The organism is Clostridium culturomicium, assembly GCF_000821305.1.
Classification (GTDB): Bacteria; Bacillota; Clostridia; order Clostridiales; family Clostridiaceae; genus Clostridium_J; species Clostridium_J culturomicium.
In genome coordinates this window covers 566,801-593,370 of sequence record NZ_CCXK01000016.1, presented here as the reverse complement: position 1 = coordinate 593,370, position 26,570 = coordinate 566,801, and the positions used below count along the sequence as shown (strand labels likewise).

Here is a 26,570-nt window from a genome sequence, read left to right as displayed (position 1 = left end):
AAATATTATTCTTTGATTTATGTAATGTAAATGGTAAAATAAATATATAATCTGGGAGTTGATAAATTTGATTCAAGGGGGATTTTTCATGGATATAATAAATAGAAGATTTGAAAATGGAGAGAAGTCGTTTAAAATATACCAACTGGTAAATGACAATGGGGTTTGTGTTGAAGTCTTATCTTTAGGTGGGGTTATCACTAAGATTATGACACCAGATAAAGAAGGCATCTTTAAAAACATAGTATTGGAACTTGAGAAACCAGAAGATTATTATATAAATGATGCATACAGGGGAGCAATAGCTGGAAGAACGGCAGGAAGAATTGGTGGCGGAAAAGTTACTATTGAAGGAATGGAATATAATATAACTAAAAATAGTAATGGTTCAACTCTCCATGGAGGGACTATTGGATTTAGTAAAAAAATCTGGGACAGCCAGCCAATTAAAGAAGAGGATTATGTAGGCGTTAAGTTAAACTTAAAATCTGCAGATGGTGAAGAAGGTTATCCAGGTAATGTAGAAGTTCAGGTTATTTATAAACTTAATAATGAGAATGAATTAACTATGGAGTATAGTGGGACAACTGATAAAACAACATTGTTAAATTTAACAAATCATAATTATTATAATTTATCCGGTGATGGTGAAAGTAGAATCGAAGAACATATTCTGAAGATAAATAGTGATAGGATTTGTGAAATGGGAGATGGGTCTATTGTTACAGGAAGGCTTCTAGAGGTTGAAGGAACTCCATTTGATTTTAGGCTGGAGAAAGCTTTAGGTAAAGATATAGATGATATGACAAATGAGCAGCTTGCTAAGGGGTGTGGTTATGACCATATGTGGATGTTAAATGGGGATAAAAACACAGATATTACCTTTAGAGATCCTAAATCAGGAAGAGCAATGGACATTAAAACTAATGCGGAGTGCGTTGTATGCTATGCAATGAACTTTGCAGAAGGAGAAATGTTAAGTTGTGGGAAGAAGGCGAGTCCTAGAATGGCTTGCTGCTTTGAAACTCAAGCACCTCCAATAGGTTTTAATAATGAGTTTGCTGAAATGTCTATTTTAAAACCAGGTGAAAAATATGAAGCAAAAACTGTATTTAAATTTTATGTTACGCAATAATACTTGTTATGATAGTATCTGAGGATTTATATATAATTTAGAGCACAGATATACTCTATTAGATAATGGAGGGAGAATATGGCAACCATAAAGGATGTAGCAGCGCTTGCAGGCGTTTCAATAACAACGGTTTCACGAGTATTGAATTTTGATGATAAGCTAAATGTAGCAGCTGAAACTAAGAAAAGAATTTTTGAAGCTGCTCAGAAGCTAGATTATATAACATCAAAGCAGAAGAAGCAAAAGGAAAAAGAAATAAATATAGGTATAGTTAATTGGTACACAGAAGGTGACGAAATAAAGGATCCATATTTTCTATCTATAAGAATGGCAATAGAAGGCCGATGCACTGAAGAAGGAATGAACTTTTCATATTTAAATTTAAAAAGTGATAATGGGAATAAAACCTTTGATGGAATTATTGCAATTGGAAAGTTTGGAACAACGGAAATTGAGGAGATGAAAAAGGTATCTGAAAAGATTATTTTTGTGGATTCCTCACCAAATGATTTAGAATATGATTCTGTGGTAATTGATTATGAAGGTGGAGTTAAAAGAGCTTTAATTTATTTACATGAACTTGGGCATATTAATATTGGTTATATAGGTGGCCAAGAGTACGTTGAGAATGGTTCCATAAAAGTTAATGATTTAAGACTGGATGCTTATATTAAGTTTATGAATTCTCTAGGAAATTTAAAAGAGAATAACATATACCTTGGCAGTTTTTTGCCAGAGGCCGGATATGAATTGATGAAGGAGGCTTTAAAGGAGAAGAAGATACCAACTGCATTTTTTATAGCAAGTGACCCCATGGCAATTGGTGCTTATAGAGCTTTATCAGAAGATGGATATAAAGTTCCAGAAGACATAAGTATTATAGGTTTTGATGATATATACACGTCTCAATACTTAACACCAGCCTTAACTACAGTGAAGGTTTATACTGACTTTATGGGCAGAGTTGCTGTAGACACTTTAAAGGAAAGTATAAGAGGAGAATTAGATGTTTGCAGAAAGGTAGTTATTCCAACTAAGCTTATTAAAAGGGAGAGCTGTAAATCTATTTGAATATTAATAAATAAAGCTTGATATAAATAGAAATAACCTTAGTTTCTAGCTAAGGTTATTTTTATAGTTAATCTTTTACCCTATATATAAAGCAAATAAGTTAATCTAGCAAGTGGCACCACCAACTAAGTGTAGTTTAGCATCTAATATTTCTTGTTTACGCTCTAAAATATCATTTGAAAGCAATTCTTTTTCAAAAGCATCAAAGCCAATACGTTCAATAGTTTGAGCTAAACGTTCTCCGGTTTGTCCCTTTTCTCTGTAAAGTAGAATTAACTTTTCTAGTATATTCAAGGCTTCTTCCTTTGAAGTGAAGATTTTGCTTAGAGGAATACCGTGAGAAATGCTTTTACCCCATCTTCCTCCGATATAGATTTTGTAACCTGTTGTACCATCCTCTATGCAGTCAAAGGGGCATTTTCCAATACAACGGCCACAATTGTTGCAACGGTCTTTGTCGATTTCAAGGATACCATCTTCAAGGGTTGCAGCCTTTATTGGACATGCACTTACAATAGAACATTTTTTACAGCCATTACAATTATCAGAATCATAATTAGGGATTCTTTGTCCTATAATACCAATGTCATTTAAATCTGGCTTTACACAGTTATTAGGACATCCGCCAACTGCTATCTTAAATTTATGAGGTAATTTAACTGTTGAATATCCATTGAAGAATCTTTCGTGGATTTCTTCAGAAAGAGCAAAGGTATCAATTAAACCATACTGACAGGTAGTACCTTTACAAGATACAACAGGACGTACTTTAGAACCAGTACCACCGGTTACTAAGCCTTCTTTTGCAATGTATTGTTGGAATTTTTCAATATTGTCATAATGAATTCCTTGGCATTCAAAAGTTAAACGAGTAGTTAAAGTTACAATACCATTACCATATAACTCTGAAGCTTCAGATAAACATTTATTTTGAGCAGCAGTAATTTTACCATTTACAGTTATAATTCTTCCAGAGAAACAGTCGGTTCCTTTGTTTCTTAAAAAGCCCATGGCTTTTACTCTCTTTTCATCTTCTGGGGTCACTTTAAGTTGTGTTATCATTGTTAATTCCTCCATAAGTATAAAAATTTTTATTACAATTCCACTTCTGAAAAAGTGGAGCCACCTTCAAGGACAAGGGTATTTGTATAACCATAATGTTTTAAACGATTTTGTAAAAGATATGCACGTTTACCTTTTGAACAAACTAATAGCAGTTTGGCATCTAAATCATATCCATCTACAGGTCCTGATACTTTTGAAAGATCAATATAAGAGGCTCCAGGGATATAAGGAGTCATTGAAGCATCAATTACCTGATAACCCTCTGGCTTATTTGTTTTATATTCAAGGGGAGTTATCGTTGAAAATTCTCCACTTATCTTGTTAAGAAGTATATTCACAGTATGTGAGAAGGGGTGAATTGCTGTTGAGAATGGAGGTGCATAAGCTAAATCCATATTCTCAATATCCTCTAGAGAAGCATTCATTGTAATAGCGGTAACTGCTATATCAACCATTTTATCAACGGCACCTTTACCAAGGACCTGAAGACCTAATAATTTCTTTGTATCTTTATCAGCAATCATTTTTACTATGAATATTGATGCGTCTGGATAGTAGTGAGCTTTATCATCTACTACAGTTATAACGGAAACTGCATTAAAGCCAGCGGCTGTTGCTTGAGTTTCGGTTAGACCAGTACGTCCCACATTTAATTTAGGTAATTTACATACTCCAGTACCAAGTACACCATTATATTTTAGTGCAGCACCAGCAATATTTTTTGCAGCTATACGGCCTTCGATATTTGCTGAAGATCCCATTGGAGACCAAGTTGGAGCTTTTGTAATAGAGTTTATTACAGAGGCACAGTCACCAACTGCATAGATATTTTCATCGTTAGTTTGTAAGTATTCATTCACCTTTATTGTTCTGTTAGGCATTAGTTCAATTGAAGTGCCGTCTAAAAAGCTTGTGTTTGCACGTATACCCATTGCAAGTATTACTGCATCGCATTTCATTGCACGTTTTTGAGTTTGCACTTTTTCTACCTTTTCCTCTCCAAGAATACCTTCAAGTCGAGTGTTTGTGAAGGTCATGATACCTTGATCTGCAAGATGGTTCTCCACATATTCACAGATTTCTTCATCAAAGCCTGGAAGTATATGATCTGCCATATCAAGAACAGATACTTTAACTCCTTGTAAAGCTAAGTTTTCAGCAACCTCAAGTCCGATAAAGCCGCCACCTACAACGATAGCACGTTTAATTTCACCAGCCTCAACAGAAGCTCTTAAGGAGATTGCGTCTTCTGGTGTTCTCATAAAGTAAACACCTTTTAAGTTAATGCCTTCAAGGTTTGGTTTAATTGGGTTTGCTCCGGAAGCGATGACTAATTTGTCATAGTTAAATGTAGAGACTTCATTTGTTGATAAATTTAAAGCAAGTACAGTTTTTTCAGCTTGATTTACTTTATTAACTTCCATTTGAGTTAAAACATTAACTCCTGTAAGGGCAGAAAAGCTTTCTGGAGTATTTACAATAAGCTGAGAACGTTCATGGATTAAATCACCAACATAGTAGGGCAAACCACATCCTGCATATGAAATATCATTACTTTTGGTTAAGATTGTAATATCTATATCACGATTTTCTCTTTTTAATTTAGCAGCGACTTTGGTACCAGCTGCTACACCTCCGATAATAAGTATTTTCATAGAAACACTTCCTTTGTATTATTTTTAACATATTACATTTATAATATAGCATTTGTGTTAATATTAGGAAAGTGATATTATTTTATTAATATCATAGGAAAAACTAATGAATTTTCATGCTATTTTTAGGAATAAAATGAAGATACGTTAAGGGATAGGCTTATTCCGCAAAAGGGGGAATTTAAATGACAATAAAACATTTAAGGGTATTTAATGAAGTTGCGGAAAGTGGAAAAATGAGTATTGCAGCAGCTAAATTTTATTTGTCTCAGCCAACAATCAGTCAAATAATTAAAGAGCTTGAAGAGCATTATGGTTTTCTGCTATTTGAACGTTTATCAAAAAAACTATATATAACTGAAGAAGGAAAAAAGCTGTTGTCTTATTCAAAACAGGTTGTACAGCAATTTGATGAATTAGAAAGGCGGATGTTAGAAACATCAAAAAATCCAACTTTTCGTATTGGATCAACTGTAACTGTTGGAAGTTGTTTGATAAACGATATAATAAAAAAGATAAAAAATATAGATGAAAGTATTGAAATCTATTCTTATGTTAACAATACACAAATAATTGAAGAGGAATTATTAAATGCTAATATAGATATCGCCTTGGTGGAAGGTGTAGTTAAGAGTGCAGATTTAATCAGCATTCCAGCTGTAGATGATTATTTAGTTTTAGTATGCAATAGGGAGCATCCATTGGCAAAATCTCGTCATTTCACTGTAGAGGCATTGAATAATCAACGATTTGCAATGAGAGAAAGAGGAAGTGGGACAAGAGAACAGTTCGAGAATTATATAAATAAACATGGAATTAAAATAAAAGAAAGTGTAGTTGCAAATTGTCCAACAGCCTTAATCGATGCTGTTCTTGAACAAGGATGTTTATCAGTATTATCTGTAAGATTAGTTGAAGAAGAAATTAAAAATGGAGATATTGTAATTTTAAAGAATGAAACTTGTACATGGAATCGTTCTTTTTCAATTGTATATCATAAAAATAAGTTTTTATCTCCACGCATTGTAAACTTTATACAAGTTGCTTCAAGCTTTAAACGTTCAGAAGTTATGGATTTAATTAGGTAAATAAAAAATAAACATAATAATTTCTGATGATATACTTTAGAAAAGCTAATCAATGGTAATGAAAAATTGAAAAATTGTTAAAAGAAAAACGATAAACTAAAAGAGGCTTAGGTGAATAATCAACTAGGCCTATAATTTTAGGGTTACTTTATTTAAATATTAAATAAAAGGTCATAGGATAAAAAAACAGCCTTTCTAAATAGAAAGGCTGTAAGAACTATAATTTAAAAGAAGAATAGATAAGTTAATCCACACAAAATAGATATTGTTACAAGCAAATTCGCTAATGATGTTTTTTGTGGATTTTTAACTTTGATAATTATTGAAATTACTGCAAGGAATCCAAAGGCCCATGAGATAAGCTGTTCCATTATGTAGTTGCTAGGCTGACTTGTTGCATTAAGAAGAGCTATAAGCATAGATAACACTGCAGTAAAATAGAAGAATATAGTTTTAGTTTTAGGATTTTTTGAAAGATATAAGAAAGCAATACCAAGTCCACTAGCTACTGCAAGTACAATAAACATTATTAATAAAAGTTCCATAATTTTACCTCCTATAGATTCATAATAATTATAAATCTTAATTAATCTTATACTTTTATTATAAGTGAAGTATATGTGTTTTTTAGTAATAGAATTCTAAAGAATTCTAAAGACTTTATAAAGGAAATGGTAACTTAACTTTAAAGGTATAGGTAGTGCTAGTAGTAAAGCAGTCCATTTCACCATGATACCTTAGTACTATTTTTTGAATATTTTTCAAGCCAATACCGTGACTTTCTTCATTTAATGAGGTATGAAAATTAATTGAATTACTTTGAATTAAAAATATTTCATTGTTTTTTACAAAGGCTTTTAAAGTTATTTTCTCTTTTTTATCTGCATATTTGATTATGTTTGAATATAGGTTATCAAAGATTCTAGAAATATCTTGAGGGTCAAGAGCGGTTTTAAAATTTATTAAACCGAGGGTATCTGTATTAATGGAAAATCCACTGCTCTCCAATGCATCTTCAAATTCGCTTATAAATTGTTCAAACATAACCTTACCTTCTAAAAGGGAAGTTTTATTATTGCTAGGTGTATCCAACATTGCTTTAGATAGTTCATCTATTTTAGTAGCCTTAAGTTGAATTAATTCAGCGTAGGATTGAAGTTTTTCCTCGCAATCATATTTTTTAGTTTTTATAAAATCAGCATAAGAGATTATTGAAGTTAGAGGTGTTCTAATATCATGAGAAAGCCCTCTAATTAACTCGTCTTTTTCAAGTTTTTGTTTCTCTTCATTTTTTGTGTGATTTGATAGTGCTATTAAAAGACTATTAAAAGAATCAGCTAAATCAGTAAGCTCATCTTCACCGATAAGCTCAATTTCAGATGTTAGATTTCCAGACTTATAGCTTTCAATAGCCTCTTTTATTGTTAAGATGTATGAAATTTTGCCAGCTAGAAAATATACCAAAAAAGCGAGAAAGATAATTATTCCAGCTATAATACATATAAGCTGTAGCCAAGTAATAAATTGTGGTTCAGATATTGAAGATGTGGGGTATTTCCCTTCAATTACGGCCTTGTTTGCTAAACCTATGGAGGTATAAAATAGAAAGGCACTACTAAAGGCAGCAAGTATTAAGGACAAAGCAACGTAGCCGATAAACTCTAAAGCTAGCTTAGGAACTTTATATAGTCTAATCAATGTAATATCCCTTTCCCCATGCAGTTTTAATATGTTTTGGATTTCTTGTATCAGTTTCAATTTTCTTCCTAAGGTTTTTAATATGAACCATTACAGCACTATCACCAACTACATCATCATTCCAAATAACACTATAGATGTGATCAATAGAAAAGATTTTCTTCCTATTAGTAATAAGAAGCTCTAGTATTTTATATTCAGTATGTGTAAGAGAAATAAGGGTTTTATTTAGCCAGACTTCCTCAGTTTGGGTATCAACAGTCAGTCCATTTAATTCTATTTTTGATACAATGCTTTTGGGGTGAGGTTGATAAACTTGATATCTGCGCAGAAGCGCCTTTACTTTGAGAAGCAATTCTGAATTAGAAAAGGGTTTTGTTATATAATCATCACCGCCAGCAGAATACCCCATAGTTTTATCTGATTCTTGAGAATAGGCCGTTAGGAACAGAATTGGTGCCAGGGTCTTTTTTCTGATTTCAGAGCTGGCTATAAAACCTGATTTACCTGGCATATTAACATCAAGGATTATAAGGTCAATTGAGCTATCCGTAAGCTCAACAGCTTCAACTCCATTCCTTGCCTCAATTACTTCGTAACCTTCACCTGTAAAGAGAATTTCAAGGATTTGTCTAATATCATTATCATCATCTGCAATTAATAGTCTTGTTTGTTTATTCATAAAATCATCTCCATTTATTTTGATGAATTAAAAGATATGGTTGTTTCTTTGATTTTACTATAAATATAAAAATGTTACTATTACTATGGGCTTAATTATAAAATTTATATAATACATCAATACGAATTTATTGGGGTAAAGTAATACAGAATAAATTTATGATGTTAGGTGAGTAAGATGATAGATAAGTTAAAAAGTAATAAATTATATATTAAGTATGGGGTAATTATAATTTTTATTGCAATTGTGGCGGTATTGGCAGTTAAAATTATTGCCTATTGGGATTTCATATTAGATTTTTTGGTCCTTGAAGTAAGCGAGTTTTTTTCAATTATAGCGCCAATTCTTTATGCTATATTATTAGCCTATTTATTATATCAGCCAATTAAATATATAGATAAATTCTTATATAACTGTTTTAATTCAAAGAATGATAAAATAAAAAAATATAATAAGTTGATTAGATTTATTAGTGTTTTAATTATGCTTGGTGTAGTAGTTATTTTGTTGATTCTTGTATATAACTTCTTGATACCTCCAATGCTTCGCAGTATTAATGAAATAATTCATTCGCTGCCAGAGTTTCAAGCACAATTAAGAACTTGGACTAATGAGCTTGTGCAGCAGTTAAATAGTAAGAATATTAATGTGCAGAATACTGGTCATTTATCAGGAGATATTATTGATAAGGTTGGAGTTGTTGCTCAAGGAGCATTAAATACGGTTTTTTCTTTGTTTTCAAATTTATCTTCTATAGTTTTAGATACTGTTGTAACCATTATTCTTACGGTGTATTTTTTGATAGATAGAGAACGATTAATTTATCAATTAAGGCGAATACGGGATGTTTTATTTCCTCCTAGGATTGGAAGAGGTATTTCAATTTTTATTCATGATCTTGATGATATAGTTGGTGGCTTCTTAGTTGGCGAGGTATTAGATTCAATAATAGTAGGGATAGTTTCAGCTTTGCTTCTTCTTTTAATAAGGCATCCATTTGCAATATTAATTGGTGTAATTGCTGGAGTGACAAATATAATTCCTTACGTGGGACCAATCATTGGAGCTGCATTAGCATTTTTCTTTGGTATTTTCACAAGTATTCCACTAGGCATAGCAGGTGCAGTATTACTTCTTTTATATCAGCAGATAGATGGAAACTTTGTTCAGCCTAAAATAGTAGGAGATAAAATTGGATTGTCACCTGTGTGGGTTTTAATTGCAGTTTTAATTGGAGGAAGCTATTTTGGAGCTTTGGGAATGATATTATCTATGCCATTTGCTGGGCTATTAAGGATATACTTTAATAGATACTCAGATTATAAAAGGCTAAAGGAAAAAATTTAATATTTATTAAGGAAACAGCACTTTATATTAAAGTGCTGTTTTTTATGTTACTATAAAATTATGTAAATTTTACCAAATATTTTAGTTTAGTAGGGGGAGAGTATGAAAGAAAAGTTCTATGTTGAAGATTTTATTAATGTAATAAATATTTGTGCTGAACCAACTGATGTAATCTATGGAGATGGTGTTCAATGTAATAGATATAACAATTTTTCGGATTTAGGAGCTTGGCACGGCTATTATCTTCCCAAAGAAGGTTCTAAAGAGCTTTATGGAAGTTTTCCAGGTCCGGTTATTATTGCAGAAGAGTATCCAATTAATTTATCAGCATCAATAAGCAAGGTTAATATTTACAATGAAATTAGTAAAGTATGGTATGAGCTAAGTGAGGGGACGTTTGAGTTTAAGTATTATCCTGGAAAGTTAGTTCAAACTTACAAACTTGAAGATATAGAGGTGTCTTTAAATTTAATTTTTGTATCTAATAGAAGTACATTAATTGAGACAAAAATTAGAAATCTAACAAGTCAGGAATTAACACTGAAGCTTAAGTGGACAGGAAGTATTTTTAATGAATTCAGGGAGAGGGAAGAGGAGGCACAGTATAGATTAAACCAAGGTATAGAGAGCATAGAAAGAGGGATTCAAGTTAGATTCTCAAAAGTTAGAGAGAACTATAAGTTCTTTTCAAGTGAGGAAGCGAGATTTTATATAAATTTTAATGAAGATGTAAGTAGTGAAATTAGTGGGGATACATATTCCACATTGCTAAAAAATAATATAAAAATTGGTGCTGGTAAAGAGTATAAAAATTACTCAATTCAAATCTATATTTTTACTCATAAGGAACTTGAAAAAGAGTTAATAATTGGTGAAGAAGTTTTTGAAAATCCACAAAAGTACTTAGATGAGAATAAAACTAGATGGCAGGAATATTTAAATAAAGCCTTGAAAAACAATGAGATCTCATCACTTAAGCATAAGGAAGCAATAGTAAAAACCGTTGAGACTTTAGTAACAAACTGGAGAAGTCCAGCAGGGGCAATAATTCATGATGGGGTTGTTCCAACTATGTCATATAAATGGTTTATTGGATTATGGGCTTGGGATTCCTGGAAGCATGCAGCGGCTGCTGCAAGGTTTAATGGAGAGCTGGCTAAGAGTAATATTGAAGCTTTATTTGATTATCAGATAAAAAGTAATGATGAGTTAAGGCCTAAGGATGTAGGCGCAATATGTGATGCCATATTTTTTAATAAGGACAAAAGCAGAGGCGGAGATGGAGGAAACTGGAATGAAAGAAATTCTAAACCGCCTCTTGCTTCATGGACTGTCTGGATGTCTTATAAAGCAACTGAAGATATTGAGTTTTTGAGAAATATGTATCCAAAATTAAAGCTATATCATCAATGGTGGTATAACAATAGAGATCATGATAAGAATGGAATTGCAGAATATGGAGCTATGGTTCATGAGAAAAATTGTAGCTGTGAGCAAGTTATTTTAGCAGCAGCTTGGGAAAGTGGAATGGATAATGCTCCAAGGTTTGATGTGAGTGGTTATGGAGCTGAAGATACTGGAGTAAAAGTATTTGAGAATAAGCATGATAATGGTCAGGTTATTGGATATTCTATTAATCAGGAATCAGTAGATCTAAATTCATATCTTTATGCTGAAAAAGTATTTTTAAGGAATATTGATAAAATTCTTGGTTATCATGAAGAAGCGATGAAGTATGAAGAAGATGCGGAATATGTTAAAAAATATATAAATGAAAATATGTTTGATGAAAAAACAGAATATTATTATGATTTACAGATAAGTGAAGATGGGAAGAAGAGAAATCTTTTAACTAATAGAGGCATGGGTCCAGAGGGATGGATACCTCTGTGGGCAAAGGCTGCATCACCTTTACGAGCGAAAAGAGTTATGGAGAACATGATGTGTGAAACAAAATTTAACTCTGTAATGCCACTGGGAACAGCAGCCTTAGATAATCCTAGCTTTCAACCAGAAGCATATTGGAGAGGTTCAGTTTGGATGGATCAAGCTTATTTTGGAGTTAAGGGATTGATGAACTATGGATATAAGGAAGAAGCTGTAGAATTGGCTTTAAAGCTTATTAATAATGCAGAAGGCTTAATTGGGGAAGGAACTATTAGAGAGAACTATAATCCGCTGACGGGAAAAGGCCTTGATGCAACAAACTTTAGCTGGTCTTCAGCTGTATATTTATTGTTGTATCAAGAAGTTTTAGCAGGGGAAGAGAGACTTAGGTAAGTATAGTTTGGGAGAAGTTTAAAGAAGTTAGTTCTTAAAGGTTGATTAGTATACAAGAATAAAAAGGAATTTCAAAATCTTGTGAAGTGCCTTGAAAGCTGCTATTATATTGTTCTTAATACTGATATAATTATGATAGTTTTAAATTTATTTTTAGGTGTTTGTTTTATTAATAGTATGGAACCTGGAGCATATACAGGCAATCCTACAAAGTTTGATTTGTTTTATTATACAATTATTACTTTTACAACTATAGGATATGGGGATATTTCTCCAGTTTCACCAGTTGCAAATTTAATGAGCATTTTAATTGCTATAACCAGTGTAATTTGTTTGACCATATTTATTGGTTTTGTGTTGTCTTATAAAGAGAGTGATGTAAAATAATCAAAGTGCTTAAAAAAGCTTTAAGGATAATATAAAGACATAATAAGTAAAAAGGAGTCAGTAATTCAGTTGTTTTTTATTTTTTTAGATAAAATTAAATCAAATAATTAAATGATGTATAAATAATAAACATAACAAGATTTGACATGGAGATGTATGTTGAAAAATTGGACAAAATAATATATAGTAATATAGTTGTAGTATGAAGAAATAAGATTATAGTAGGGAGAACTAGGAACAGATGATTAATAAAAATGAACCATATATATTAGTTTTAGGTGCATCAGTTTATGATATTTTTGGATTTACATATAATAATTATAAATCTCACGACTCTAATCCAGGATGTGTAAAGGTATCTTTTGGTGGAGTTTGCAGAAATATAGCAGAGAATATGGCTAAATTAGGTATTAATACTAAGTTAATTTCAATTGTTGGAGACGATGAAAAGGGAAACAGTATATTAAAGCATGCGGAAACCGTTGGACTTGATATGACTGAATCTTTAGTATTACCTGGAGAGTCTACTCCAACATATATGGCAATCCTTAATGAAAATGGGGAAATGGAATCTGCAATAGTAGATATGAATATCACTGATAAAATTACAAAGGAATTTATTGATTCCAAAGCTGAAATAATAAAAAATGCAGAGTATATGGTTTTAGATTCTGACAACCCTGCTATATTAGAATATATTTTAACTAAGTATGAAGGATGTACTAAATTCATCCTAGACCCAGTATCAGCAGCAAAGGTTCAGAAGGTAAAACACTTAATTAGCAGATTCCATACAATTAAACCAAATAGACATGAGGCAGAGTGTTTATGTGGATTTAAAGTAGAAACTCATGAAGATGTTAAAAAAGCAGGTAGATATTTCTTAGAGCTAGGTGTGAAGCATGTTTTTATTAGTTTAGATGCTGAAGGAATGTACTATAATGATGGTATTGATGAAGGAATTATTAAAGCTCCAAATGTTCATGTTGTTAATGTAACAGGTGCTGGTGATTCTTGTGTTGCAGGACTTGGTTATGGATATATGAATAATTTAAGCATAAAGGATACTTTGAAGTATGCTATTGCTATGTCTGTAGTTACAATATCTCATGAGGATACTATTTATCCAGAGATGTGTTGTGAAGTTGTAGAACAGTTTTTAAGCGAAATTGAATGGATAGAAAAATAAATAGAGAAATAAAAATAGTAGGGGATTTCAGTGAAGTCCTCTACTATTTTTTTAAAATTAAAAGGGGTAATCTTTTAATTTATTAAGCAATAATATTTTATTTATCTTTAATAAACAGCTTTCTAAGCTCATTGACTGCTAGTGGAATAATGCTTAGGCTAAGAACAATTCCCCAGTCTCCAAGTGTTAATGGGATTACATTAAACATAGTAGCAATTGGTGGAATGTACATTACTGCAAGTTGCAAAATGAAACCAAGTAATATTGCACCTATCAAATACATGTTAGAGAATAATCCAATTTTAAAGATTGATTTAGTTGTACTTCTCATATTTAAAGCATGTACCAATTGAGTTCCGCTTAGAACTACGAAGGCTATGGTTTGAGCATGCATTAAAGCTTCAGGATTATTAACTACATTAGTTAAAGTAACACCTACAGCACCATATTTCATTACTCCGTAGATAAAACCAATTAAAGTGAGAACTCCAATTAATACTCCATTAAATACAAGGGTGAAGATAGAACCTTTGAATAAACTATCTTTTGGATTTCTAGGTTTATTCTTCATTACATCAGGATCACCAGGATCTACTCCTAAGGCAAGCGCCGGGAAGGAGTCTGTAATTAAGTTAACCCAAAGGATGTGAGTTGCATTTAATGGTGCAGCCCAACCAAATAGAATACCAAAGAATAAAGTAACTATTTCACCAGCATTACAGGATATTAAGAATACTACGGCCTTCTTAATATTACTGAAAATATTTCTTCCTTCTTCGATAGCAGAAACTATTGTTGAAAAATTGTCATCAGTAAGAACCATATCTGAAGCTCCTTTTGCAACGTCAGTACCTGTTATACCCATAGCAACACCGATATCAGCTGCCTTTAATGATGGCGCATCATTTACACCGTCACCAGTCATGGAAACAATGTTTCCTTTTGATTTAAAAGCTTTAACAATTCTAACCTTATGCTCAGGTGATACCCTTGCAAATACACGAAGGTGGTCACAGTTTGCAGATAATTCTTCATCAGACATTTCGTCTAAATCAGGACCACTGATAACTTGGTTAATATCATTTGCAATAGATAATTCTTTTGCAATGGCAAAGGCAGTGTTTTTATGGTCTCCAGTAATCATTACTGTTGTAATACCAGAATTTTTACAAGTTGTAATTGAATCCTTAACTTCAAGTCTAGGAGGGTCTATCATACCAACTAATCCAATAAAGATAAGATTGTTTTCAAATATGTCTATATCTCCATCGGCGGTTTTAACAGTCTTATAAGCAGAACCTAATACTCTTAGAGCTGAATTAGACATTTCAGTAGCTGCATTCATGAACTTATCTTTAATTTCCTCAGTTAAAGGAACTATTTCGTCATTTATATATGCAAAGTTACAAAGGGTTAGGAGGTTATCAGTAGCTCCTTTAGTCATTACATAATAAGTATCTTCATACTTGTTAACAGTAGTCATAAGCTTTCTGTCTGAATCAAAAGGAACTTCATTAACTCTAATATGAGCTTTGTCTAAATCTTCCTTATAAACTTTATGCATATTACCTAAATCTAAAAGAGCGATTTCAGTAGGGTCACCAGTCTTAGATTTTTCTGTAGAGGTAGCATCATTACAAAGTACAATGTTATCTAAAAGAAGTTTTTCACCAGCATTATTAATATTTAGGTTTTCTGCTGATTTTAGTTCATTGTTAACATAGTATTTTACTACTGTCATTTTATTTTGAGTAAGAGTTCCTGTTTTATCAGAGCAGATTATGTTTACAGAACCAAGAGTTTCAACAGATGGAAGCTTTCTGATGATGGCATTCTTTTTAATCATTCTTTGAACGCCAAGTGCAAGAACTATGGTTACAATAGCTGCAAGACCTTCAGGAATTGCTGCAACTGCAAGACTTATGGAAATCATAAACATATCTGTTATTTGGCGGCCTTGAAGGATACCAACGATGAACATAACTACGCAGATACCAATTGCCATTATTCCAAGAACTTTACCAAGCTCTTCAAGCTTTTTCTGAAGAGGGGTTAATTCATTTTCACCATCATCTAACATCTTAGCAATCTTACCAATCTCAGTGCCCATTCCAGTTGCAACAGCAACACCAGTACCTCTTCCATAGGTTGCTAAAGTGGACATAAATAACATATTCTTTTTATCACCAAGGGATACCTTTTCATCTTCTATTACTAAGGCAGCATCCTTGTCCACTGGAACAGATTCACCAGTAAGGGCTGATTCTTCAACTTTTAGGTTTGCACTATCTATTAACCTTATATCACATGGAATAAATCTTCCGGCATCAATTATTACAATATCACCTGGAACAACTTCTTCAGATGGAATTTCTACAAGCTCTCCGTTACGTTTTACTATTGCTTTAGGAGTAGACATTTGCTTTAATGCATCTAAAGCTTGTTCAGCTTTTGCTTCCTGAATCATTCCAACAGTAGCATTAATAAGAATTACAATACCAATTATTATTGCATCACTAAATTCTTTACCAACGACCACAGATAGAATGGCAGCTACAATTAAGATATAAATTAAAATATCATTTAATTGAGAAATGAAGATTTGTAGCTTAGTTTTTCTTTTTTTGCCAGCAAGTTTGTTAAGTCCATATTTTTCTTGGAGTTTCTTTACCTGGTCTGTTGTAAGACCAGTTGTTTCATTTGTGTTAAAGTGCGTCAATACATTTTCTCGTGAATCATTAAAAAACATTAAATCACCTCATTAATTTAGTAAAAAAATAAAAGCGGAAACTTATTGAGGTTTATTTCAACATAAATAAGTTTCATTTATAAAATAAAGACCCATATATAGCTGATGAAAGCTATATATGAGTCTCATCTTTTAATTCAAGACCAGACTAGTGATAGTCATGATGTTGATCTTGACCTAGAAATTAATTCTAGAAATTACTCCCTCATACGAAATATATTAAGTTAAAGTCCAAATGTGATGACCTAAAAGTGATATTCCAAATTTTTTATTTGGCCAGTGGAACTTTCACAGAGTGTATCTTTAACTTTAGTACTTCAATTTACTCTTTGAGCACTCCTTCCAATAGAATGTGAAGGAGTTTCCTTAATGATAATTATATACCTAAGAAGCAATTTGGACAATATGGTTTTTGAAACAATTTTTAACAATAATCGATAAGGTAAAATATGGTCATGGTTAACTTGAAACAGCTGGAACTATACCATAAAGTGCTATTCCGAGCAGAGCTGCAATTACAATAATTAGAATAGGATGAAGCTTAGTTTTATATAAAAGGAAACCGATTATTGCAGCAATTATAATACTATTAAAATCTCTGTATGAATCATAACTCATAGTTAAAAATACAGAGATAATTAAGCCAACTAATGCAGGACGCATACCTTTTAAAGCATGTTCAAGGATTTTTGAGTTTTTAAATTTAGTAAAGAAATAATTTGCTAAGGAAACTAAAATAAAGGATGTAGTAACAACACCTAAGGTTGCAACAACACTTCCCCAAAAGCCAGAAGCTCTAAAACCTACAAAGGTTGCAGAGTTAATAGCTATTGGTCCAGGAGTCATTTGGGATATTCCAATGATATCCATAAATTCACCTTGATTAAGCCAGTGATTGTTAGTAACAATCTCCTTTTGGATTAGTGGAAGCATAGCATAGCCTCCACCAAAACCAAAGGTACCGATTTTTAAGAAGGCCAAATAGAGTTTTAATAATAGATCCATTATTTTTCAGCCTCCTTTCGATTAATAAAGATACCATATACAGCTGATAGTAGAATAATGTAAACAGGGCTTACATTAAGGAATACACTAAGAAGTACTGTTATAATTACAATTATAATATTTGTTGCAGTTTTTGGAAGAACTTGAGCTAAGCTATTTACGCCAACAAGAATTAAAAGTGGTACAGCAGCATTTATTCCATTAAAAATTAACTCAACAATATACATATCTCTAAATTTACTGAAAGCTAAAGCAATTAGTAGGATAATAAGGAAAGATGGAAGTGCCACTCCAAGTAATCCTAAAATTCCACCTGCAATTCCACCAATCTTATATCCAATAAAGGTACAGCTGTTTATGGCAAGGGCGCCGGGAAAACTTTGTGAAATAGCGATAATATCAATAAATTCATCTTTAGAAATCCACTTGTTATTATCTACAACTTCTCTTTCAATTAGTGGAATCATGGCATAACCTCCACCGAATGTGAAGGAGCCAATCTTAAAGAAGGTTAAAAACATTTTGAATAATTCTTTCATAAATCCTCCAATTCATTGCATTAAAGCAGAAGTAAAACCACTGTCTCCTTAAAGTCAGTGGTTAGTTATTAATTTATAGAAATCCGTTATAGCTTGCGTCAGATGGCATTCTTAAGTCTCCTCTAGGAGAAAGGCTTATAGAACCAACTTTAGGACCATCAGGCAGAGCAGAACGTTTAAATTGTTGAGTAAAGAATCGAGTTATAAATTTATTCAGCCACTTAGAAATTTCTTCATTAGAGTAGATGTCTTTAAAGGCTGTTCTAGCTAGAAACTCAATTCTTTCCTTTGAAGAGCCGTTTTTCATGAAGTGGTATAAGAAGAAATCATGAAGCTCATATGGTCCAACAATATCTTCTGTTTTTTGAGCTATATTTCCGTCTTTATCTTTTGGAAGAAGTTCTGGACTCACTGGAGTATCAAGAATATCAAGAAGTATTTTTGATATTTCTTCAGTGCTTTCATGCTCGGCAACATAATCAACTAAGTATCTAACTAAGGTTTTAGGAATTGAGCAGTTAACAGAATACATGGACATGTGATCTCCGTTATAAGTGCACCAGCCTAAAGCAAGCTCAGATAAATCTCCAGTTCCGATTACAAGGCCTCCTTCTTTATTTGCAAGGTTCATTAGGATTTCAGTTCTTTCTCTCGCTTGAACATTTTCATAGGTAACATCATGTTGTTCAACAGGGTGACCTATATCTTCAAAATGCTGAAGAGAAGATTTAACTATATTAATTTCTCTTAAATCTGTTCCTAGATGTCTGCAGAGATCTAAAGCGTTATTGTAAGTTCTATCAGTTGTTCCAAAGCCAGGCATTGTTATGGTAACAATATTTTTTCTATCAATTTTAAGCATATCAAAGGTTTTAACAACTACAAGAAGGGCAAGGGTTGAATCAAGACCTCCAGAAATTCCAATGACAGCTTTCTTTAAATTAGTATGAGTAAATCTCTTTGCAAGAGCTGCAGTTTGAATATTGAAGATTTCCTTTGAACGATTATCTCTTTCAAGAGGATTTCCTGGTACAAATGGATGCTTATCAATATATCTGTCAAAATCTCTTATGGCAGTGCTGTCAAATTTAAAGTTAATTATATCTATTGGAGCAGGTAATAAACCTTTATTATCTCTAAAGCTTAAATTTTTTAATCTTTCTGATTTAAGTTTGTATATATCAACAATGGCAGTTATAATCTCATTTTCTCGGTTAAATCTTTCATTTTCAGTCAAGATTCCACCATTCTCACTGATAAGAAGGTGACCCCCGCAAAGGACGTCTGTTGAAGATTCAAATACTCCGGCAGAGGAATAAATGTATGAAGCAAGACAACGTGCACTTTGATTTTTAACTAAATCTCTTCTGTAATCTGCTTTGCTTACTAATTCGTTTGAAGCTGATAAGTTGCAAAGGATATTACAGCCAGCAAGGGCTAAAAAGCTGCTTGGAGGAATTGTAACCCAAAGGTCTTCGCAAATTTCAACACCAACACAAATTTCGCCACTTTTAAATATTATATTTGTTCCAAAGGGAATATTATCTTGAAAAGATAGGTTTACGCATTTAGAATGAACATTTATTCCACTTGAAAACCAACGCTTTTCATAGAATTCAGAGTTGTTTGGAAGATAGCTTTTTGGAACTATCCCAAGGATTTTACCTTTAAATATTATAAAGGCAACATTGTATAAAATATCATTTTCTTCAAATGGAGCTCCAACAACAAATAAAATATCTTTATTTTCAGAGTATGTACAAAGCGATTTTATTCCAGCCTCAGTTTTTTTCATTAATCTTTGTTGATAGAATAAATCAGCACAGGTATAAGAGGTTATGGACAGTTCAGGAAAGACTAAAACTTTAACATCTTGATCCATAGCCATATCTATACATTTTTTTATTTCAGCGACATTAAAGTCAACATCAGCTACATTGGTTATTGGACATGCAGCTCCTACCTTAACAAAATTCATTTTAATTCACTCCTTTATATTAAATGCGAGTTCTTTTTTTAGATTTTGATTTATTGGCTTTTGTACTTTTTGAAGAGGTAAGATTTTTCTTTGAATTATTATTTTTATCATTTGCAGATTTAGAAGTCCTCTTAGAAGTATTTTTTGAAGTATTTGATTTTTTATCCCTAGTAGTAGAGTTTGTATTTATTTTATTATTTAAAGCTGATACTTCTAGAAAATCAGCTGATTTTTTTGAAATAGGTTTCTTTCTTACAGAATAACCAAAAGAGCCTAAAGGCGTTGGATTTATTCCAAAGTATTCACCGTGAGAATAAGCTAAAAGGTCGGCTTTATCAAAGTGAATTTTACCTTTTTCATCAATAAGTTCTTCATCCACATGGCATTTAACGACTTCAGCTAAAAATAAATCATGGCTTCCAAGAGGAGTGATAGATTTTACAACACACTCAAAGGCAACAGGACATTCATTTATAACGCCACAATTAATTTGCTCTGCTTCGCTTAAAGTCAGATTCATGTCTTTAAATTTGTCCGTAGTTCTTCCACCACGAACCCCACAGTAATCTACTGCTTTAACAAGATTAGTTGAAGCTAGGTTTACCACGAAGGAATTCCCTTCTTTTATATATTCATGAGATAAACGTTCAGGTCTTATCGCCACAGTAACCATAGGTGGTTTTGTACAAGCTGTACCAACCCAGCCTACAGTAAATACGTTATCCTTACCTTCTAAATTTCTACTGGTTATTAGTACCGCTGGTACTGGATTTAGCATAATACTACCCTTAAAAGTAGTTTTAGCCATAATATCACATCACTTTCTAATTTTAGCATATATTCATAATTAATTAAATTCAACCCTTATTTAAAGTTTCACTTAGTAGTATACATTAAAACTTACATATTTATCAAAGGCTAGTGAGTTTCATATCAAAGTAGCAAATGACAAATATATATTAGTGTTTGGTCTTCACCCGTAGATTCTACGGGTCAGGTCTATTTTGGTGTGATTTAACTGTAACTGATATAAAGTTTATGACAATATTAAGAAAAGTATTGACGTCAACTATATCATTTAATAATATATAATTAAATGATATATCTTTAAACGATATAGTTTTGGAGGAAGAGTAATGGCTAGAGGGAAAGCTTTAGATGAGGATATACTAACGGACTCAACTTATTATATTTTATTAACTATGGTGGAACCAATCCATGGTTATGCAATAATGCAGCAGGTTCAGGAGATTTCTGAGGGAGAGGTTGTTATAGGACCTGCCAGCTTATATACAATTTTAAAAAAGCTTCAGACGGCAGATTTAATTGAGCTTTTAGAGGATGAAGAAGAACGCAGAAAAAATTATAGATTAACGGATAAAGGAAAATCTATTTTAAAGAAGGATATTAATAGAAGAATTGCAATGGTGGAGCATGGAAAAAAGGTATTGAAATATTTAGGGGAGGAAGTTTAAATGGGGAAAGAATATAAATATATGATAAATAAAGGGTTAGCCTTTAGTGAAGAAAAAATGATGAAGAAGTTAAGTGATAGAGCAAAAGAAGGCTGGATTTTAGAGAAGGTTACATTAATGTGGTTTAAGTTGAAAAAAGGAGAGCCTCAAAATTTAATTTATGCTGTAGATTGTAATAAAGTAAAAAAGAGCGATGAAGAATACTTTGAATTTTTTGAGAAGAGCGGATGGACTCATGTATTTACGTTAGATTACCTTCACTTTTTTTCAGCAAAGGAAGGAACAGTTCCCATTTATACAGATAAAGACCAGGAAGGTGAAAAGTATGAGAGTACAAGAAAATGGTATACAGTAGCTTTAGTGTCAAGTGTTTTAGCTTTTATAGCATGTATTATAATTTCTGCACGTTATGGAAGTGCAATGGATAACACTATGTGGTTTTCTGTCATAGCTATAGTTGCATTTTTATCAGTAATGATTGCAGTGCCATCTCTTATGGTAACGGTAGCTTTATATTTTAGCGCTAGAAAGGGAAAGAATTAATGAGTAGGTTAATAGCTGTATTAACAGCCATATGGGCAGTGTTATTATTTATAGGTTATTTTGATAAGAATAAAAAAAGCAATAAGGAGTAGGGGTTATGGTATGGGAGGATTTAGGAATAAGTAGTGGAACGGCAATAATTGTTTTAATTGCTTTATATTTTGTGATAAAGTGGGCAGTTAAGAATGGAATAAAGGAAGCCTTAGGAATTAAAGATGGAATGGAAAAGGTGGATTTTTATAAGGTGAAAGAGCAATTAAAAGGTGAGAAAAATAAACTTGAAGATTTTATGAAGTAATTCCCAATAAGTGAAGTTTGATATACAATAGGAATATATATTTCATGTCGTGTATTTTTAGTGATATTTCTAATTTTGATTAGGGAGACGATATTGTTATGGAAAGAAAAAACGATTTACTTATTGATATGGCAGAGGATTTAGGAAGAAGTCTTATGAGGCTTATTGTAGATGATGATAGTGATGATTCTGAAACAATTGTGGTGGAGAACTTAACGGATAAGGATAGGATTCTTATTATATTGAGGAAATTAATCTCAGAAAAGAGATATTCAGAAGGTGAAGATGTTTTGTTCCAGTTTGCCGAGGAAAATCAGCATAGTTATGTGGAGAGTGTTGGTGAATGGTTTTATAGAGAGCTTTTTTTAAAATCGGAGGACGAACTTGCAGAAGGTAATTTTTCAGTACAAGAAATTGAACAGGGTATAAAGGATTTCAATAAACTAATAAAATAGATATAAAAATGAGGATGACTAATTTTTTAGTCATCCTCATTTTTATTATAAGATATACCTTCATGGTGTTTTTTCTTTAATTTCAGGGGGAAAATTTTGCGCCCTGAAATTAAAGTATTTAGGAAGTTAATTTATTAAATAAATCAATATATTTTTCTTCAACTTCATGGAAGGGTACAAATTTGAAATCAGGTATAGATACTAGCTTTTCAGCTTCCATGTCAAGTTTTTCATTCATATAATGGATGAACTCTGAAAATAAAAGTGAGTTATCTACAGAGTGGATTTGAGCTTGCTCTTCAGTTGATAAAGCTTGTCCAATATACTTTGAGTATATTGCAGTTTGAAGAACTTCTTCTATATCAAGATAGTTAAGAAGGTTTTTCTTTACTGGTCTTGTGATGTCTGCAAGGTAGGCTTCACTGGCATCATGTAAAAGGCATGCTAGAGCAACCTTATTGCTGTAGCCCCTTGCTAAGGCTTCCTCGCAGCAGAAAATGCAGTGTTGAGCTACAGAATAAAACTCATGAAAATGTCCGTTAGCTCTAGTCATAAGAGATAAAGCATGAGCTATATCCTCAATAAGAATACTGTTTTCATCAGGATTTAAAGGATTAAAGCTAACTTTTGAGTAGGTTAATATATTATTAGACATAAAAATCTCTCCTTATAATTTAAAATTTTATAAAAAAAAATACCCACTAACCATAAAAATTAAAAATATATGGACTCCACATAGGGAGAAAACATATAATCAACTGATGCGGTAGTTGGTAGAAACATTCAACCATAATATAAATTTATATACGCTTTACAATTAAGTATTTTATCACAAAGGATAATTAAAGTAAACATAGTCATGGTATAAGGATATAAAAAACCAGTTCAATGGAACTGGTTTTTGCTAAGTCATTTATTAATAAAATCTTACATGTCCTTTTTAAATGTTCTTAATAAGCGTAGATAGTGATTAGCTTCACGTAAAGTATGATCTGCCAACAGTGGTATTATTATGGACTTAATATTACATTCTAATATTCCTTGAGTACCTTGTGCTTTAAATTTGCTGATTTCAATAGTTGCATTAAGACTTTCGTTAGTAACTTCAGAGAGTGGAAGAGACTTGTCCATAGCTTCCTTTGATTCCATTACCAATCTATCAAACTCATTTCCAAAGTTATTTGCTGTCATTATAAGCTCCTCTTCAGTTGGGTCAAGGAGACCGCGAATAAACTTTGAATGTTCAGCCATAATTCTATTCCAAAAAGCTTCTTGTTCATAAGCTTCTCGTTCTAAATCTATTTCTTCACCACATTGCAATCTTTGTAACAGTTTAAAATAGAAATTTGCTTCCCTTAAAATATGATCAATAAGTAAAGGATAATTAACTGTAAATACTTTGCAATCTCTAACATCTGCTAATAATTTTGTTTTAAATTGAGCTAAACCTTTAACTAAATCCATTGCATTTTCATTAAGTTTACGCACTCTATGTTCTAGTTTGTTGTTACAGTTCATTAGCGGAGTTCCCATCAAGTCGTACTCTGACTTAGTTAAGTGAGTAGGAATATCTACTCCTGTAAAATAAGATGATGCTATTTCAGCATCTAAGGTAAATGGTGTTACTACTTCACCAGACTTTAATACAACAGGACTAATAGCACCATCTGAAAGTGAAATAACTTCACATAGAAGCTTGTCAAACCTCATTCTAAATCTATCTGCTTGTTCTATAAGTTTTGAGTTCTTTGGTGTAAATCCTACTTGTAAGAAAAATGAATGCTCCTTCATGATTCTAGCAAAAAAAAGATGGAGTTCTAAGGATTGCCTTATAAATTGTATACTAGATAGCATCGATTACCTCTCTTATATATAGTAATTATTACTATCATTGTATTACTTATATTTAGAAATGTTACTTGGTATTATAAAGTTATAAATGCAAATAAAATTCTTTTGATATTAGCGAGTCATAATTACATCATTTATTGATATATTGGAGAAAAAATATGTATAAATACCAGTAAAAAAACTTGTATACGTCATCAGTGAACTAAGTATTGACAGGAGAAAGCTATAAGCTTAATCTAGTATGAGATTAAATATGTACAACCCATAAGTGAACAGCCCAATCTATGCCCTAAAGGGTATGTGTGATTTGGAAAGTTGATCTTACGCCTTTTTATATTTATATGAAAAGGAGTTTCCATATAAATATAAAAAGGAGGATGGACAATGGAAAGAACAGGTAGCATAGACAAAAAAACATCCTTATTTATGCTTACATGGCCTATATTTATAGAGCTAGTACTACAGATTCTTGTAAATAATGTGGATCAGATAATGATTAGTAGGGTTTCGGAAAATGCGGTGGCAGCCATAGGAAATGTAAATCAAATAATGAATGTATTAGTAATAACTTTTAGTGTGGTGACTATGGCAGCTACCATATTAGTATCACAGTATTTAGGTTCGAAAAGGTATAATAAAATTTCAGAAATATACTCTGTAGCAGTATTTTCGAATTTAGCCTTTAGCATAGTTATAAGTATTTTTTTATTTTTATTTAGTGATAGCATATTTGCTTTAATAAAGCTTCCTATGGAGCTTTTAGCAGATGCAAAATTATATATGAATATAATTGGGGGAGGAATATTTCTTCAAGGAAATTTTATGACCTATGCAGCCATATTTAGAAGCAATGGACTTATGAAGCAGGGAATGTATATTTCTGCTATGGTTAATCTAATCAATATTCTAGGAAATTTTATTTTAATATATGGAATGTTTGGACTTCCGAAGCTGGGAATCGCAGGGGTTGCCATTTCTAGTGTGGTAAGTAGGCTGATTGGTGTTATTGTAATTATATATATGTTTAAAAAGAAGATTAAGGGAAATGTATCAATGAAGTATATGTTCCCATTTCCTAAAGCCACATTTAGAAGACTTATGGTTATTGGTCTTCCAGCAGGAGGAGAGTCAATTTCTTATAATGCATCTCAAATGGTTATTTTAACTTTTGTAAATATGATGGGGACAAATATTGTAAAGGTGAGGTCTTATGTAACAATTCTTGCATGGTTTACATATATGTTTGCTTCTGCAGTATCGCAAGCAAACCAAATTAGAGTAGGATATTTAATGGGTGCTGGTGAAGAGGAAGAAGCTTCTAAAATGGTTTTAGGCACTTTAAAACCTGCAGTTATATCATCAATAATAATAGCTGCATTGCTATTTTTATTCAGTGACAGTTTACTAGGAATATTTACATCTAATAAAGAAGTTTTACAGTTAGGGAAGTTAGTATTATTTATTGATATCTTTTTAGAGATCGGAAGAGCATTTAATATGGTTCTTGTTAGAGGAATGCAAGCTGCAGGTGATATAAAATTCCCAATTTTTATTGGAATATTATCCATGTGGATTATAGCAACATTTTTAGCATATATTTTTGGAATAGGTCTTGGCTGGGGTATTGCTGGAGTTTGGATTGCTATGATGCTGGATGAGTGTATAAGAGCGGTGATATTTTATATCAGATGGAAGAAAGGAACTTGGAGAAATAAAGCTTTAATTTAGATATAACAAATATAAATATATATATATAAGTTAAAATAAGAATGGACAGAAGCTTAAGGCTGCTGTCCATTCTTATTTATTCCACTATACTATATTCAAAGCATTCAAAAAGTAACTTAGTGCCAACTCTGATTCCATCTGGAAGTAAGGCAATGGCAACTCTATTTTCATTGTTGTTTTCATCTCTTAGAATTGCATAATCTCCATCAAAGGATATTACTACGTAATTTATTGGTATCATTATAAACACTCCTTAAACTTAGTTAATAAAAATATTATATAGTCTAGTATGCTATAAAGTAAATGAATTAAATACAATTATATAAGTTTGGTAACAAATGATACATACAAT

Annotated in this window: 24 protein-coding genes, 1 pseudogene and 1 riboswitch; of the genes and pseudogenes, 12 read left to right on the top strand and 13 right to left on the bottom strand. The window is 31.9% G+C overall.

What is annotated here, in order from left to right; translation table 11 throughout:
- Window positions 1-88: 88 nt before the first annotated feature.
- Complete coding sequence (locus tag BN1075_RS12105; RefSeq protein WP_040193409.1) at window positions 89-1,135, top strand: aldose epimerase family protein; 1,047 nt, start codon at window positions 89-91, stop codon at window positions 1,133-1,135.
- A gap of 78 nt (window positions 1,136-1,213) precedes the next feature.
- Window positions 1,214-2,206, top strand: coding sequence for a LacI family DNA-binding transcriptional regulator (locus BN1075_RS12100; RefSeq protein WP_040193408.1), 993 nt, complete (start codon window positions 1,214-1,216; stop codon window positions 2,204-2,206).
- A 105-nt stretch (window positions 2,207-2,311) separates the two neighbouring features.
- Here the strand turns inward: BN1075_RS12100 and BN1075_RS12095 are convergent, their stop codons facing one another.
- Window positions 2,312-3,268: a 4Fe-4S dicluster domain-containing protein gene (locus BN1075_RS12095; protein ID WP_040193407.1), complete on the bottom strand. Its 957-nt coding sequence runs from the start codon at window positions 3,266-3,268 to the stop codon at window positions 2,312-2,314.
- Between the two features lie 32 nt (window positions 3,269-3,300).
- Window positions 3,301-4,926 carry an FAD-dependent oxidoreductase gene (locus BN1075_RS12090; protein ID WP_040193405.1) on the bottom strand — a complete coding sequence of 542 codons (1,626 nt, stop codon included), beginning with the start codon at window positions 4,924-4,926 and terminating at the stop codon, window positions 3,301-3,303.
- A gap of 185 nt (window positions 4,927-5,111) precedes the next feature.
- Here BN1075_RS12090 and BN1075_RS12085 point away from each other — a divergent pair, with 185 nt between their 5' ends.
- Window positions 5,112-6,014 carry a LysR family transcriptional regulator gene (locus tag BN1075_RS12085; protein WP_040193403.1) on the top strand — a complete coding sequence of 301 codons (903 nt, stop codon included), beginning with the start codon at window positions 5,112-5,114 and terminating at the stop codon, window positions 6,012-6,014.
- A gap of 224 nt (window positions 6,015-6,238) precedes the next feature.
- Here BN1075_RS12085 and BN1075_RS12080 read toward each other — a convergent pair whose 3' ends face one another.
- From BN1075_RS12080 to BN1075_RS12065, 3 genes are all read right to left on the bottom strand, one after another.
- On the bottom strand, window positions 6,239-6,559 hold the full coding sequence (locus BN1075_RS12080; protein WP_040193401.1) for a hypothetical protein: 321 nt from the start codon (window positions 6,557-6,559) through the stop codon (window positions 6,239-6,241).
- 115 nt (window positions 6,560-6,674) lie between these two features.
- Window positions 6,675-7,712: a HAMP domain-containing sensor histidine kinase gene (locus BN1075_RS22150; RefSeq protein ID WP_235777789.1), complete on the bottom strand. Its 1,038-nt coding sequence runs from the start codon at window positions 7,710-7,712 to the stop codon at window positions 6,675-6,677.
- Window positions 7,705-8,394, bottom strand: coding sequence for a response regulator transcription factor (locus BN1075_RS12065; protein WP_040193400.1), 690 nt, complete (start codon window positions 8,392-8,394; stop codon window positions 7,705-7,707). The genes BN1075_RS22150 and BN1075_RS12065 overlap by 8 nt, the downstream gene beginning before the upstream one ends.
- Before the next feature lie 177 nt (window positions 8,395-8,571).
- Here BN1075_RS12065 and BN1075_RS12060 point away from each other — a divergent pair, with 177 nt between their 5' ends.
- From BN1075_RS12060 to BN1075_RS12045, 4 genes are all read left to right on the top strand, one after another.
- Entirely contained in the window at window positions 8,572-9,741 is a 1,170-nt protein-coding gene (locus BN1075_RS12060; RefSeq protein ID WP_040193397.1) for an AI-2E family transporter, read from the top strand.
- A 102-nt stretch (window positions 9,742-9,843) separates the two neighbouring features.
- Window positions 9,844-12,021 (top strand): MGH1-like glycoside hydrolase domain-containing protein, encoded by a 2,178-nt coding sequence (locus BN1075_RS12055; protein ID WP_040193396.1) that lies wholly within the window; start codon window positions 9,844-9,846, stop codon window positions 12,019-12,021.
- A gap of 81 nt (window positions 12,022-12,102) precedes the next feature.
- Window positions 12,103-12,408 carry a potassium channel family protein gene (locus BN1075_RS12050; protein WP_040193395.1) on the top strand — a complete coding sequence of 102 codons (306 nt, stop codon included), beginning with the start codon at window positions 12,103-12,105 and terminating at the stop codon, window positions 12,406-12,408.
- A gap of 241 nt (window positions 12,409-12,649) precedes the next feature.
- Window positions 12,650-13,597, top strand: coding sequence for a carbohydrate kinase family protein (locus tag BN1075_RS12045; protein WP_040193394.1), 948 nt, complete (start codon window positions 12,650-12,652; stop codon window positions 13,595-13,597).
- A gap of 97 nt (window positions 13,598-13,694) precedes the next feature.
- On the opposite strand, the gene BN1075_RS12040 is transcribed toward BN1075_RS12045, so the two are convergent.
- From BN1075_RS12040 to BN1075_RS12020, 5 genes and pseudogenes are all read right to left on the bottom strand, one after another.
- Window positions 13,695-16,346: a cation-translocating P-type ATPase gene (locus tag BN1075_RS12040; RefSeq protein WP_040193393.1), complete on the bottom strand. Its 2,652-nt coding sequence runs from the start codon at window positions 16,344-16,346 to the stop codon at window positions 13,695-13,697.
- 459 nt (window positions 16,347-16,805) lie between these two features.
- Complete coding sequence (locus BN1075_RS12035) at window positions 16,806-17,351, bottom strand: chromate transporter (protein WP_040193392.1); 546 nt, start codon at window positions 17,349-17,351, stop codon at window positions 16,806-16,808.
- A complete protein-coding gene (locus BN1075_RS12030) occupies window positions 17,351-17,890 on the bottom strand; it encodes a chromate transporter (protein WP_040193391.1) in 540 nt (179 codons plus the stop codon). Before BN1075_RS12030 ends, BN1075_RS12035 begins: the two co-directional genes overlap by 1 nt.
- Before the next feature lie 73 nt (window positions 17,891-17,963).
- Window positions 17,964-19,868, bottom strand: a complete 1,905-nt coding sequence (locus BN1075_RS12025) for an NAD(+) synthase (RefSeq protein WP_040193390.1) — start codon at window positions 19,866-19,868, stop codon at window positions 17,964-17,966.
- A 229-nt stretch (window positions 19,869-20,097) separates the two neighbouring features.
- Window positions 20,098-20,676, bottom strand: a pseudogene (locus BN1075_RS12020) (flavin reductase family protein); the annotation flags it as partial.
- A gap of 328 nt (window positions 20,677-21,004) precedes the next feature.
- Between BN1075_RS12020 and BN1075_RS12015 the strand changes: the two are divergent.
- The 4 genes from BN1075_RS12015 (at window position 21,005) to BN1075_RS12000 (ending at window position 22,639) form a co-directional block, all read left to right on the top strand.
- Window positions 21,005-21,343 carry a PadR family transcriptional regulator gene (locus BN1075_RS12015; RefSeq protein WP_040193388.1) on the top strand — a complete coding sequence of 113 codons (339 nt, stop codon included), beginning with the start codon at window positions 21,005-21,007 and terminating at the stop codon, window positions 21,341-21,343.
- Window positions 21,344-21,886: a DUF2812 domain-containing protein gene (locus BN1075_RS12010; protein WP_042387248.1), complete on the top strand. Its 543-nt coding sequence runs from the start codon at window positions 21,344-21,346 to the stop codon at window positions 21,884-21,886.
- Between the two features lie 97 nt (window positions 21,887-21,983).
- A complete protein-coding gene (locus BN1075_RS12005) occupies window positions 21,984-22,184 on the top strand; it encodes a DUF6019 family protein (protein WP_040193387.1) in 201 nt (66 codons plus the stop codon).
- Window positions 22,185-22,282: 98 nt separating this feature from the next.
- Window positions 22,283-22,639 (top strand): DUF6483 family protein, encoded by a 357-nt coding sequence (locus tag BN1075_RS12000; RefSeq protein ID WP_040193385.1) that lies wholly within the window; start codon window positions 22,283-22,285, stop codon window positions 22,637-22,639.
- A 118-nt stretch (window positions 22,640-22,757) separates the two neighbouring features.
- Here the strand turns inward: BN1075_RS12000 and BN1075_RS11995 are convergent, their stop codons facing one another.
- Window positions 22,758-23,294 carry a phosphohydrolase gene (locus tag BN1075_RS11995; protein WP_040193383.1) on the bottom strand — a complete coding sequence of 179 codons (537 nt, stop codon included), beginning with the start codon at window positions 23,292-23,294 and terminating at the stop codon, window positions 22,758-22,760.
- Between the two features lie 76 nt (window positions 23,295-23,370).
- A riboswitch (purine riboswitch) is annotated at window positions 23,371-23,467 on the bottom strand.
- Window positions 23,468-23,566: 99 nt separating this feature from the next.
- Entirely contained in the window at window positions 23,567-24,493 is a 927-nt protein-coding gene (locus tag BN1075_RS11990) for a DUF2935 domain-containing protein (RefSeq protein WP_040193381.1), read from the bottom strand.
- Window positions 24,494-24,874: 381 nt separating this feature from the next.
- Here BN1075_RS11990 and BN1075_RS11985 point away from each other — a divergent pair, with 381 nt between their 5' ends.
- Window positions 24,875-26,218 carry an MATE family efflux transporter gene (locus tag BN1075_RS11985; RefSeq protein WP_040193379.1) on the top strand — a complete coding sequence of 448 codons (1,344 nt, stop codon included), beginning with the start codon at window positions 24,875-24,877 and terminating at the stop codon, window positions 26,216-26,218.
- Between the two features lie 76 nt (window positions 26,219-26,294).
- Here the strand turns inward: BN1075_RS11985 and BN1075_RS21595 are convergent, their stop codons facing one another.
- A complete protein-coding gene (locus BN1075_RS21595; RefSeq protein ID WP_148315498.1) occupies window positions 26,295-26,459 on the bottom strand; it encodes a chorismate--pyruvate lyase in 165 nt (54 codons plus the stop codon).
- Between the last annotated feature and the right edge of the window lie 111 nt (window positions 26,460-26,570).